Annotated in this window: 14 protein-coding genes; 4 read left to right on the plus strand and 10 right to left on the minus strand. The window is 53.6% G+C overall.

Translation table 11 applies throughout. From position 1 onward, the window contains the following. The first annotated feature begins 28 nt into the window (after positions 1–28). Both astE and spy read left to right on the plus strand, forming a co-directional pair. Positions 29–1,024, plus strand: a complete 996-nt coding sequence (gene astE, locus AC6I8K_RS08155; RefSeq protein ID WP_483817248.1) for a succinylglutamate desuccinylase — start codon at positions 29–31, stop codon at positions 1,022–1,024. A gap of 455 nt (positions 1,025–1,479) precedes the next feature. Next, positions 1,480–1,977: an ATP-independent periplasmic protein-refolding chaperone Spy gene (spy, locus tag AC6I8K_RS08160; protein WP_064741010.1), complete on the plus strand. Its 498-nt coding sequence runs from the start codon at positions 1,480–1,482 to the stop codon at positions 1,975–1,977. 75 nt (positions 1,978–2,052) lie between these two features. On the opposite strand, the gene cho is transcribed toward spy, so the two are convergent. The 3 genes from cho to AC6I8K_RS08175 all read right to left on the minus strand — a co-directional run bounded on the left by cho (position 2,053) and on the right by AC6I8K_RS08175 (position 5,159). Beyond that, positions 2,053–2,913, minus strand: a complete 861-nt coding sequence (gene cho, locus AC6I8K_RS08165; protein WP_483817249.1) for an excinuclease Cho — start codon at positions 2,911–2,913, stop codon at positions 2,053–2,055. Positions 2,914–3,023: 110 nt separating this feature from the next. Next, complete coding sequence (nadE, locus tag AC6I8K_RS08170; protein WP_483817250.1) at positions 3,024–3,851, minus strand: NAD(+) synthase; 828 nt, start codon at positions 3,849–3,851, stop codon at positions 3,024–3,026. Positions 3,852–3,968: 117 nt separating this feature from the next. Continuing rightward, complete coding sequence (locus AC6I8K_RS08175; RefSeq protein ID WP_497826503.1) at positions 3,969–5,159, minus strand: multidrug effflux MFS transporter; 1,191 nt, start codon at positions 5,157–5,159, stop codon at positions 3,969–3,971. 192 nt (positions 5,160–5,351) lie between these two features. Here AC6I8K_RS08175 and osmE point away from each other — a divergent pair, with 192 nt between their 5' ends. Next, positions 5,352–5,687, plus strand: a complete 336-nt coding sequence (osmE, locus tag AC6I8K_RS08180; RefSeq protein WP_483817252.1) for an osmotically-inducible lipoprotein OsmE — start codon at positions 5,352–5,354, stop codon at positions 5,685–5,687. A gap of 59 nt (positions 5,688–5,746) precedes the next feature. Here osmE and AC6I8K_RS08185 read toward each other — a convergent pair whose 3' ends face one another. From AC6I8K_RS08185 to hxpB, 6 genes are all read right to left on the minus strand, one after another. Next, on the minus strand, positions 5,747–6,130 hold the full coding sequence (locus AC6I8K_RS08185) for a DUF6515 family protein (RefSeq protein ID WP_497826504.1): 384 nt from the start codon (positions 6,128–6,130) through the stop codon (positions 5,747–5,749). A gap of 196 nt (positions 6,131–6,326) precedes the next feature. Then, complete coding sequence (locus tag AC6I8K_RS08190) at positions 6,327–7,718, minus strand: L-cystine transporter (protein WP_497826505.1); 1,392 nt, start codon at positions 7,716–7,718, stop codon at positions 6,327–6,329. Positions 7,719–7,871: 153 nt separating this feature from the next. Next, positions 7,872–8,462 (minus strand): metal-dependent hydrolase, encoded by a 591-nt coding sequence (locus AC6I8K_RS08195; RefSeq protein WP_064741219.1) that lies wholly within the window; start codon positions 8,460–8,462, stop codon positions 7,872–7,874. Positions 8,463–8,602: 140 nt separating this feature from the next. After that, entirely contained in the window at positions 8,603–9,364 is a 762-nt protein-coding gene (gene kduD, locus AC6I8K_RS08200) for a 2-dehydro-3-deoxy-D-gluconate 5-dehydrogenase KduD (protein WP_064741016.1), read from the minus strand. A 13-nt stretch (positions 9,365–9,377) separates the two neighbouring features. Beyond that, on the minus strand, positions 9,378–10,214 hold the full coding sequence (gene kduI, locus AC6I8K_RS08205; RefSeq protein WP_497826506.1) for a 5-dehydro-4-deoxy-D-glucuronate isomerase: 837 nt from the start codon (positions 10,212–10,214) through the stop codon (positions 9,378–9,380). 157 nt (positions 10,215–10,371) lie between these two features. After that, positions 10,372–11,040 (minus strand): hexitol phosphatase HxpB, encoded by a 669-nt coding sequence (hxpB, locus tag AC6I8K_RS08210; RefSeq protein ID WP_497826507.1) that lies wholly within the window; start codon positions 11,038–11,040, stop codon positions 10,372–10,374. Between the two features lie 141 nt (positions 11,041–11,181). On the opposite strand from hxpB, the gene AC6I8K_RS08215 reads away from it, so the two are divergent. After that, positions 11,182–11,718 (plus strand): YniB family protein, encoded by a 537-nt coding sequence (locus tag AC6I8K_RS08215; protein WP_064741019.1) that lies wholly within the window; start codon positions 11,182–11,184, stop codon positions 11,716–11,718. Positions 11,719–11,722: 4 nt separating this feature from the next. Here the strand turns inward: AC6I8K_RS08215 and AC6I8K_RS08220 are convergent, their stop codons facing one another. After that, positions 11,723–12,616: a fructosamine kinase family protein gene (locus AC6I8K_RS08220; RefSeq protein ID WP_497826508.1), complete on the minus strand. Its 894-nt coding sequence runs from the start codon at positions 12,614–12,616 to the stop codon at positions 11,723–11,725. Positions 12,617–12,631 lie beyond the last annotated feature (15 nt).

The raw sequence follows: 12,631 nt of genomic DNA on the forward strand, positions 1-12,631 counted from the left end.
CGCCCCAAGACGTTAAAAAGGAGTGAACATGCAGGATTTTTTACAGCAGACGTTGTCTGGTGAGCCGCCACAGCAAAGAGAGGGCAGCAACGACCATCTCAGTTGGCAATGGCATAATGAGGGACTGATGTCCCTCACGCCGCATACGCCAACGCAGCAGGCGCTGGTGCTTTCTGCGGGCATTCACGGTAATGAAACCGCGCCGGTTGAAATGCTCAATCTGTTACTGACGCCGCTGTTGAAGGGCGAGAAGCCGCTGGCAGTGCGCTTGTTGGTGATTTTGGGCAATCCGGCTGCGTTGCGTAGCGGCAAGCGCTACCAGCAACATGATATTAACCGCCTGTTTGGCGGACGCTGGCAGCAAGTGGCCGATGTGCCAGAAGCGCAGCGTGCATTGCAGCTGGAGCAAGAGCTGGAGAGTTTCTGGCGCACCTGTCTCGATCACGAAGTGCGCTGGCACCTCGATCTGCATACCGCCATTCGCGGTTCGTATCATGCGCGCTTTGGTGTGATGCCGCTGAATCCTAATCCGTGGCCCGAAGACTTTATGCACTGGCTGGCGGCAGCAGAAATGGAAGCGCTGGTGTTCCATCGTTCACCGGGCGGCACTTTCACCCATTACAGCTGCGAACACCATGATGCGGCGAGCTGCACGCTGGAACTCGGCAAGGCTTTGCCATTTGGTGAGAACGATCTGAGTCAGTTTAGCGGCGTGCACCGGGCGCTGGCGGCGTTACTGTATGGCGATGCGTTGCCAGAAGTGCATGAACAACCGCGTCATTATCGCGTAGCGCAGCAGCTTACCCGCCACGGTGACAAGTTTGTATTACACATGGGATCGGAGACGCTAAACTTTACCGCTTTCCCGCAGGGTACACTGCTGGCGGAAGAGGGTGACAGACGCTACTACGTGCAGCAGGCGCGCGAGTACGTGCTATTTCCCAACCCCAATGTTGCGCCAGGATTGCGCGCCGGGCTGATGCTGGTGGAAGAGAATGAACAGACGCAGGCGCTGGCGTTGTGATGCAGTTGCATACGATGGCGTAATGCCGATCAGTTAAGCTCAGCAGAAAATCATCGCACAGGTCGTCGCGGCGCAATGTACTGCGCCGCGACGACCTGTGCGTTTACATCCCTGACTGATCAGCACTTCGCCCTGTATGGCGGCCCTGCCACGGAGGAGATGCGTTTAGATGCGCCGTTGGCGAGCAACGAGATTAAAGCCCGACATTTCCCTTTCTGAAAATCGACAAGACCATTACACTCCTCCTTAATTCCTGCGTTTTTCCCTTGATTGTCATAAACTTTTTCAATTCCTCACGCATTTCTTCTCTTTCTCTCCATGATTGCCCAATCTCTGTCTTTTATGCTTTCAGGGCTTTACTCAGCCTCTGAGTAGTTGACGTTCAGCGTCGTATGCTTGTTTCCGAAGACGCGACACAGGCTGTCGTCATTAAACTGATAAGTAAGGACAATATTATGCGTAAATTAACTTCTGTGTTCCTGGCTACCGCAATGGCTCTTGGTGCTGCAAATATCGTCCATGCAGCGGCAGACAACCTGACTCCGCCGCCAGCAGGCAGCGAAAAACCGATGCACAAACCGCCAATGCGTCATCATGGCATGGAGATGATGTTTAAAGGTTTGAACCTGACCGATGCGCAGAAAGCGCAGATCAAAACCATCCTGCGTGATGGTCACAAAGAGATGAAACGCCCGTCGCTGGAAGAGCGTCGTGCTGACCATGCCATTATCGCTTCCGATACGTTTGATCGTGCGAAAGCCGAAGCGCAGGCCGAGAAAATGACTGCCAATGCGAAAGATCGTGCGCTGCAGATGATGGAAACCCAGAACAAGATTTATAACGTACTGACTCCTGAGCAGAAGAAACAGTACAACGCCAACTTTGAAAAGCGTTTGACCGAGAAAGGCCCGCATGATGGCAAAACTCCGCCACCGCCAGCTGATGCTGAATAAGTTATGGGTTAATTGAATAGAGACCGCCGACGTTGTCCATAGCGTGAGAAGCTTTGGGCAACATTGGCGGTTTTTTTATAGCTCGATCAGCGGGAACACGCCCGAGAGCAGCGGGCGACAGAGGATTTTATAGCCATCATGATCAAAACCGTGTGAGGCGCGCTGCAGCTGGCGGGCTTCGGCTTCGTTACTCACCGATCCCAGCCAAAACCAATGGTCGATAACATGGATTTGGGTGATGTCTGTTCCACTTTCAACCATGCCAACCGGGCCTTGCCACGGCCAGCACATGATGCGCATCTGCTCTAATGCCGCATGCAAACGCTGCTGATGCTCAGCAACCGACTCTTTGCCACAACACGCACCGGCGCAGCGCTTTAGGGCGGCACGAAAACAGCCGCGTCCTGGACGTAGTGATTCCAATCCTAACAAGCCATGACACAAGCGTTGCTCATCGGCGATGGCTTTAAGTTTCTCCAGCGCGGCGAAACGACTGCGAAACAGGCCGTAAAGATTGGGCGAGCGCGAGAAATCAAGATCCTTCGCATACACCACCTGCGGTGGACCCTCACCCAACTGCAGCGAACAGAGCTGACGATTCTTGCGCAGGCGCTTATTGAACAACGGCTGCTGGGTTTTGATCATCTGCGCTTCGAGCAACTGCGCGCCGACATCGCCTGCCGTGGGGATCCAGGTGACACGTCTTGCCTGACGCAGCATTTTGGCTTCATCCGGCGTACGAAAATGCGCCATCACCCGACTGCGCAGGTTGACGCTTTTGCCGATATACAGCGGCAGATTTTCGCTTTCACCGTGAAAGGTATATACGCCGGGCTGATTGGGTAAACCTTCCAGCCACTGACGTAAATGTTCGGGATATTGATAGATTGCTGCCGCATCGAAATCGAGGCGGTGGCTGGCTGCACGTCTGACCAAAGCACACTCCAATTACTGGTTGTTCATCCAGTGTATCAAACTGTGCTTTTTCTCGCCAGTCAGCGGCGATGAGAAAGTTTCCCGCACCGACGGCGGGAAACGTGACGCGCTTATTTCTTCCAGAAGTCGTCGAACACGGTGATCGGCGGGCGACGTTTGTGCTCGGTTTTCAGATACCAGCCTTCGATGGTTTTCGCCGCAGCGGCATCGATGGTTTTGCCTTCCAGATAAGCATCGATTTGCTGATAGGTTACGCCGAGCGCCACCTCATCCTGTAAACCTGGACGATCGTCTTCCAAATCAGCCGTTGGATGTTTGAGATAAAGGTGTTCCGGGCAGCCCAGTGTTTTCAGTAGTTGTTTGCCCTGGCCTTTATGCAGGCGGAAGATGGGGTTGATGTCGCTGCCGCCGTCACCGTACTTGGTGAAGAAACCGGTGATCGCCTCCGCCGCGTGGTCAGTACCGACCACCACGCCTTTGGTCATACCGGCGATGCTGTACTGCGCTTTCATGCGCTCGCGCGCTTTTTCATTGCCACGTACGAAATCTGACACTGTGATACCCGCGTCTTTCAACGCACGTTCGCTGGCCAGAATCGCTTCTTTGATGTTCACCACCAGCGTGCGATCGGGTTGAATGAACGCCAGCGCATCCTGACAATCCTGCTCATCGGCCTGCACGCCATACGGCAAACGCACGGCGATGAAGGTGTAATCATTATCGCCGGTCTCTTCACGCAGTTCGCGGATAGCGGTTTGCGACAAGATGCCGGTCAGCGTCGAATCCTGGCCGCCGCTGATGCCAAGCACCAGCGTTTTCAAAAAGGGATGGGCTTTCAGGTAAGACTTTAAAAAATCCACGCTGACGCGGATCTCCTGCTGCGGGTCGATAACGGGCTTTACACCAAGGGCTTCAATGATTTCTTGTTGCAGTGACATGAACCTCTCCTCAAGTCAGTAGCCTGACGGCACAATGCGAATCATCTGCTAAAGCTAACGTCTCTCCCCACAAACAACAAGCCACACGGCTTATTGTTCAGGTTATTTGCTGGCAAATCAGGCGTTTTTTGACTTCTGCACCAGCACATTAAACGACACCATCGCCAGCATAAAGCAGCCAAAGACGGTGCGGGTCATGCTCACCACCGAGGTGCCGCCCAGGCCGGTGATCGGCACGCTGATGGCGCCAAAGGTGAACATGCAAACGCCTATTACGGCCGATGCGCTACCCGCACGTTGACCCTGGCTTTGCATCGCCAACGATGAGGCGGTGGTGGCGATCACGCCATTACTGGCAATGGTGAAGAACAGGGCGACCAACATAATCGGCAGCGCAGCACCGGTGAGTCCCGCCAGCAGCAAGCCGCTCGACGCGACAAACGCCAGCGTCAGGCCGCCTTTCAATACGCGATATTCACCCCACAGCGGACACAGGCGCGCACTGGTTTGTGAAGCAATAATCAAGCCGAGCCCGTTGGCGGCGAAACAGAAGCTGAAGGTTTGCGGAGTCAGTCCGTACAACTGTTGCAGCACAAACGGTGAGGCACCGATGTAAGCAAACATGCCGGACATCATAAAACCTTGGGTCAGACAAAAGCCCATAAACTGACGATGGGTGACGACCTGGCCCAGCGCCGCCCAGGCGGAAAAGATCGATCCCTGACTGCGGCGCTCAGGTGGTAAGGTTTCATGCAATTTCCAGCGTGCGAGGACCATCAGCACGATGGCGATGCAGCCAAGCACCACGAAAATGCCGCGCCAGTTAAGCACCGTCATTAAGGCACCGCCCAGCACCGGCGCCCCGATCGGCGCTAAGCCATTGACCAACATCAGCAGTGCAAAGAAACGCGTCAGTTCATGGCCGCTGTACATATCACGTGCAATGGCTCGCGATAGCACCGCGCCGCCTGCGCCAGCCAATCCTTCGAACAAACGCGCGACCAGCAGCGAGTGAATATCTTTTGCCAGCGCACAGCCAATTGAGGCAATAAACAGCAGTACCAGCGATAACAGCAGCGGACGGAGGCGACCAAATTTGTCGCTCATGGGCCCAAACAGCAATTGACCAGCCCCCAAACCGAGCAGACCCGCCGTCAGGCTCAGCTGCGCCGTGGCGGTTTCAGTGTGCAGATCGCGCGCTAATTCAGGCAGCGCAGGCAGGTAAAGATCGATACAAAGTGGCCCGAGCGCAGCGAGCAGGCCCAGCGTGATGGCATAAATTAGCCGATGAGAAGGTGCAGGTGTCATTCATCCTCTGTCTTTATTCATTACTATAGGTATTTTTTCGCGGGTGATTATACGAACCGTAGCGCATCAACACAGCATTTTTACCAAATCCTAACGCTTCGGAATTTGGCTAAATTTATCCCATAAAGTTGATAAATCTGGATTTATGTTCCAGGCTTACTCCACATGGACAAAAAAACGAGGAACAACAACATGAATAAAGTGATGGGATGTATCGCTGCCGCTATGACGCTGGCAGCCCTGTCGGGTTGTACGACTTATGACAAAGCTGAAAGCTACGTAACCAAACCGGTTGTGAAGGATGTAAAAAAAGGCATGACGCGTGATCAGGTTCGCCAGATTGCCGGTCCAGCCTCTACCGAAATCACCATGGTTCACGCACGTGGTACGTGCCAGACTTATGTGATTGGCGAGCGTGATGGCAAACCGCAGACCTACTTCGTGAGCTATAGCGACACCGGTCGCGTAATGAATTATGGTTTCCAGAGTTGTAAAGACTACGATACCGATCCGCAAGCGGCTCAGTAAACGCAGCAGAATAAATAATAAACGGCCCGTCATTGACGGGCCGTTTTTCGTTGTGGCACTTATAAGCCGTAAGGGCGTGGCACTTCAATATAATCCCCGTCGATTTCGCGCTGGTAGTAATGACCCTCCTGCACGTAATAACGCTTACCGTTAAAATCCAGCACGCGCATACCACCGCCCGATGGGGCTTCAGGCGGTTGCACCACCACGTAGGTGTCGCCCTGGCGTTGATAATAATTGCCGTTGAGCATGTAATAGGTCAGGCCGCCTAGCAATACTGCCGTTGCCGCTTCCGGTAAGAAACGCAGCGGGCCGGGGCCGCCCCAATGTGGACCTCCACCCCAATGCGGACCTGGACCGGGACCCCAACCGCCGGGATGGGCGAAACTGATAGCTGGTGTTAACAAGGTTAACGCCAGCACCGAGGCGATAACTGTTTTCATCGGTGATTCTCCTGCTGTGACTTCCAGCAGAATTGGCTTTTCACTGGTAAAACTCAAGCAAAAAGCGGCCGATTTTTCGTCTGTTTACCATGCTTAACGCTATCCTGACGCAGCCGCCATGATTGAGGGGGATTAGGGAGAAGGGGGGATAAAAAAACGGCAGGCCACTGGCCTGCCGTTGGCGTGATGAGGAAGGTTAGCGATGTGCTAATTCGGCGTGTTCGTCGCTCTCCAGCACTTTCTTGTCGGTCAAACCGAGCCAGCGGCTGGTGAGTGAACCGGCGGTCATGGAACCATTGACGTTGAGCGCGGTACGGCCCATATCGATCAGCGGTTCGATGGAGATCAGCAGCGCGACTAACGTCACTGGCAGGCCCATCGCTGGCAGTACAATCAACGCGGCGAAGGTTGCACCGCCGCCAACACCGGCCACACCGGCAGAACTCAGCGTTACGATACCCACCAGCGTGGCAATCCACATTGGGTCGAACGGGTTGATGCCAACGGTTGGTGCAACCATCACCGCCAGCATAGTGGGATAGAGACCGGCACAACCGTTCTGACCAATAGTGGCACCGAATGAGGCTGAGAAGCTGGCGATAGATTCTGGCACGCCAAGGCGACGTGTCTGCGTTTCCACGTTCAATGGAATACTGGCTGCGCTGGAGCGGCTGGTAAAGGCAAAGGTGATCACCGGCCAGACTTTACGGAAGAAGCGCATTGGGTTGATGCCGTTGACCGATAGCAGCAACGCGTGCACGGCAAACATGATCGCCAGACCAAGATAAGAGGCCACCACGAAACCACCCAGTTTAATGATGTCCTGTAGGTTGGAGCCGGCCACTACTTTGGTCATCAGCGCCAGCACACCGTACGGCGTCAGCTTCATAATCAAACGCACCAGCTTCATCACCCAGGATTGCAGGGTATCGATCGCCACCAGCACGCGTTCGCCTTTCACCTTGTCATCTTTCAGCAGTTGCAGCGCTGCTACACCGAGGAACGCGGCGAAAATCACTACGCTGATGATCGAGGTTGGATTGGCGCCCGCCAGATCGGCAAACGGGTTTTTCGGGATGAAGGAGAGCAGCAGCTGCGGCGTGCTGAGGTCAGCTACTTTGCCAACATAGTTGCTCTGAATCGCGCTCAGACGCGCGGTTTCCTGTACACCTTGCACCAGACCTTCGGCGCTCAGACCAAACAGGCCAGTCACTAACACGCCGACCAGAGCGGAGATCGCGGTAGTAAACAGCAGCACGCCAATGGTCAGCACACTGATTTTTCCCAGCGATGAGGCGTTATGCAGACGGGCCACCGCGCTCAAAATCGAGGCGAAGACCAGCGGCATCACAATCATCTGCAACAGTTGAACGTAACCGTTACCGACGATGTTGAACCAGCCAATCGACGCTTTAACCGTCGGGCTGTTTTCGCCATAAATGGTTTGCAGTGCCAGACCGAATGCTACACCAAATACTAAACCGGTCAGCACGCGCTTTGACAAGCTCCAGCTTTGACTGCCAATGCGGTTCAACAAAATCAGCAGCGCGATAAACGCCACGATATTAATGATTAGGGGAAAATCCATGCTCAACTCCAGAGTGTGACATGCCATCCCGTTGGAATGGCACGAAAAACAGTAAGTCCCCGTTAGGGAATATTGAGAATGTTATCAGTTCAGAACGGGGCAGACTTATACCCAAAAGGAATGGTTTATAACTTTATCTCTTGATTCGGCTGGTTATTGACCGTTTTGACCATTAACCAGCCGACCGACGCCATTTTGTAGCGTATTGAAGAGCTGTTCCGGCCATCCATTGGCACCAAAAGAGGGCAATCCGGGCGGGAACCACAACGCATACCCGACCAGCGCCAGGCAAAGTGCCCGCTCCAGTTGGTTACCTTTCTGGCTTTTAAGTATCGGCAACCGAAAGCGCCAGCGACAAGGCCACAACAGCGGCACACCTGCAGGCGTTAACATATCGGCGACGATATGGCTAAGATAACCAAGCGTCATACCTTGCAATACATCGGCCGGAAGAAACCAATCGGCGGGTACATTGATCTGGAATAGCCACAAACTTACCGCGACCGCCAGCAAACTGTGGGTAAAACCACGGTGACCAAAGGCGCGGGCGATGGGGTGCGACAGCCACCTCAATCGCTGGCCTAAAACGGACTTGGGGTGATCGATATCGGGTAGCAGGCAGGTCAGCAGCGCAGCAGGGACTAAATGCCACCAATCGGCGCTGGCCAGCACTGGCGTCAGCTCCGCGCGCTTGGCAAAAATGGCGCTGGCAATGGCAAAAATGATATGGCCTTCGGCCGTCATGATGAAACCTGGCTGCATAAAACTGTCGATGCATCCAGTATAGGGATTTATCCAGTGAATGAGAATGGTGACGCTGTAACGAAGCGTTAATATTTTTCACTTTCCCGCGTCACAATGACGCGGGAAAAGAATGGGTTATGTTAGCGCGCTAACCAACCGCCATCGACCGCTAAAGTATAACCCTGCACATAATCCGATGCGCCAGAGGCGAGGAACACAACCGGGCCCATCATGTCGTCCGGGATGCCCCAGCGACCTGAGGGTATACGGCCCAAAATTTCCTCGTTGCGTGATTCATCGCTGCGCAGTTGTTCCGTATTGTTGGTGGCCATATAGCCTGGTGCAATAGCGTTGACGTTGATACCGTGCTTCGCCCATTCGTTAGCCATCAGGCGCGTTAACCCCATTACCGCACTTTTTGATGCGGTGTAGGAAGGCACGCGAATGCCCCCCTGGAACGAGAGCATTGAGGCAATATTGATGATTTTGCCGCCGTTGCCTTGTGCAATAAACTGCCTTGCGACCTGCTGCGACAGGAAGAACAGGCTTTTACTGTTGATGTTCATCACATCGTCCCAATCCTGTTCGCTGAAGTTGAGCGCATCTTCGCGGCGAATAATACCGGCGTTATTCACCAGAATATCGATGCGTCCGGCATGTGCCACCGCTTGTTCAACAATGTGCGGCACAATGGAGGGTTTGGTAAGATCCGCCTGAATCGCCCAAAAACGGCGGCCTAATGCTTCAACTTTCGCTTGCGTATCATCTGGTCCTGCGCGATTGACGCCAATAATGTCACAACCTGCCTGCGCCAGACCTAGCGCCATGCCTTGCCCCAACCCGGTATTGCAGCCGGTGACCAGCGCGATTTTGCCATCAAGATTAAATGCGTTAAGAATCATAATTCGCTCCTTGTTAGCGCAGCGCGCTGATGCTGACGTGGTCCATGTCATCAAATACCTGGTTTTCGCCCACCATGCCCCAGATAAAGGTATAACGCTGTGTTCCAACGCCCGCGTGAATTGACCAACTCGGTGAAATTACAGCTTGTTCGTTATGCACTAATAAATGACGCGTCTCTTGCGGCTGGCCCATCATGTGGAACACGGCACTGTCGTCGGCCATATCAAAGTAGAAGTAGACTTCCATGCGGCGTTCGTGGGTGTGGCACGGCATGGTGTTCCACAGATTGCCGTCGTCAAGGCGCGTTAGCCCCATCGTTAACTGGCAGGTTGGTAACACGTCGGGCACGATGAATTTATTAATGGTGCGACGATTCGAGGTGGCGGCATCACCCAGCGTGGCTTTTACTGCCTCATCGAGGGTGATTTTTTTGTCCGGATAATGGGTATGTGCCGGCGCGCTGTTGTAGTAAAACTTCGCCGGACGGCTGGCATCGCTGCTGCGGAAAATCACGCTCTGTGCGCCTTGCCCGACATATAACGCTTCCTGATTACCTATCTCCCAGGTATTGCCGTCCACTTCAATTAAACCCGGTCCGCCAACGTTAATCACGCCGAGTTCGCGGCGTTCGAGGAAGTAACTGACGCCCAGCTGTTTGCCCACCTCATGACCGATGGTTACCGCTTTCTGCACGGGCATCACGCCGCCAATCATGATGCGATCGATATGGCTGTAAGTGAGGGTGTAATTGTCGGCGTCGAAAATTTTGTCGACCAAAAACTCGCGGCGTAAGCCGTCGGTATCCAGGGTTTTGGCATGCTCGCTATGAATGCTTTGACGAATGTCCATCTCAGGCCTCTCAAGGGTCAATGGAAGTGGTCCCGATGCGGGTCTTTGGGCATCTTAGGCAGGATGAGATGGTAATTCAATAAAAATGAAACGATGTTTTATTTATTTGCGTGTGCGATCAAGTTGCATAAAAAAGCCCGCGTTGTGCGGGCTGTGATTAACCGTGCAGATGCTCGGGTTTGAGCTGGGTTAAATCATCAAGAATTACATTGGCTAATGCCCAGCGGGCATCAGCACGATGATCGGGCGCCGGCACCACAATCGAACGCATGCGTGCGGCTTTGGTGGCAATCATGCCGTTAAAGGAGTCTTCCAACGTCACGCAGTTAAGCGGATCGATGCCCAGTTTGGCAGCGGCGTCGAGATAGACCTGCGGATGCGGTTTACTGTATGGCAGGGTTTCAGCCGAAGCCAGCACATCAAAGTATTTGCGCAGGTCAAACATCTCCAGAACGCGCTCCAGCATGTGCAGCGGCGAAGCGGATGCCAGACCGATTTTCAAACCCTGTTGCTGGCATAATTGTAACGCCTGTTCCACGCCTGGCAGCAGCGGGCGCGTATCTTCTACCAGCGCCAGCGCACGCGCAATAATGCGGTTCGTGACTTCTTGCTGATCCGGACCGTTCCACGGCAGCGCTTCAAACCACATGCGCACGGTTTGATCGATACGTAAACCCAAAGTATCCGGTAGCTCATGACGGCGAGAGATATCCACATTCAGGCTGGCGAAAATATCTAACTCCGCCCGATCCCACAGCGGTTCTGAGTCGATTAACAATCCGTCCATATCAAAGATGGCGGCCATTACGGGACGACGATATGACATACAACAGCTCCCTTTAAAATTTGGCTTACCTTATCACGAGTGCTGTCGAAAGCCGATGTGTGGCAGGCCACGCATTTTTCAGGAAAATTTGCAGTAGTGCAGGTAGACTTAGGCAAAACTATTTCGGTTCAGGGAGACACCATGACTTACCAACAGGCTGGCCGCATCGCCATCCTCAAGCGAGTGGCTGGCTGGGTGATTTTTATACCAGCATTGTTATCCACTATTATTTCTTTGCTGGGTTTTATGTTTAAGCACAGTGAAAAGCAGCCTGGCATTGATGCCGTGATGCTGGATTTTGTCCATGTCATGGTCGATATGGTGAAGTTCAATACGCCTTTCCTGAATGTTTTCTGGCAGAACTCACCGGTGCCGGAATTTAATGGTGGCGCGAACATTGGCTTTTGGCTGATCTACATTCTGATTTTCGTGGGCATTGCTTTGCAGGCTTCGGGCGCACGCATGTGGCGTCAGTCACGCCATATCAAAGAGGGGATTGAAGATCAATTGATTCTGGAACAGACCAAAGGCAGTGAAGGGCGCACACGTGCACAGCTGGAAGAGAAGATCCATATCCCGCGCCACACCATTTTTTTGCAGATTTTCCCGCTCTATATTTTGCCAATCATTATCGCTATTGCCGGCTACTTTGTGCTGAAGTTACTCGGCATGCTGTAAAGCGTCAGGCCGGTCTGGCCTGACGTTCTCCCAACACATCTTCATCTAACAACTGGCCGATAGCGAACTGCGCTTCGCCCGTCCAGTTGCCGCCGAAAACATTGGCGCGATTAAGCAGGTAATAAAGCTGATAGACCGGCTGACGTTGTGAGAATCCGTCTTCAAGGGGCCAAACCGCGTGATAGCCATCAGTAATTTGGCGCGGCAGGTCAGCATAATAACTCAGCATCGCCAAATCACATTCCCGGTCACCCCAATAGCAGGCAGGATCGAACAGCCACGGGCCGTTTGCGCTGCCTGCACAATTGGCGGGCCATAAATCACCGTGTAATAAAGAAGGTTGCGGATGATGGTTGGCTAACGTGCGCTGCACACAATCGACAATGAGCTCGGTATCGCCGTAATGCACCCCTTTTTCAGCAGCCAGTTGCAGCTGCCAACCTATGCGCTGTTCAGCAAAGAACACTGACCAGCGGCGTAACCAACTATTCGGCTGTGGCGAGGTGGTGATGTTGTTGTCGAAATCGAGACCAAATTGCGGTTGCTCACTCCATTGGTGCAGATGCGCTAATTGCTGACCGAGTTGAAAGGCACTCTGTTCGGTAAACGGTTCGGGAGGAATATATTCGAGCAGCAAGAAGCTGGTATCTCGATCGTTGCCCACGCCATAAACCTTCGGTACGCGAACGGTTTGCGTGCGTGCCAGCAGATCAAGTTGATCGGCTTCCCAGCTAAACAACGTAAGCATGTCGCGGGTGTTACATTTGACGAACACATCTAACTCGCCATACCGGATACGCCAGGCGGGATGCACATCGCCACCGGGAAGTTCCTGATGGTCGGTGATTTGGGCATCACCGGCGTACTCGCTTAACAGACGACTAATGGCTGACCACATCGGGTAATCCTCTTG

The sequence above is a fragment of the Pantoea sp. X-Soil-ISGK-421 genome, from assembly GCF_059730785.1.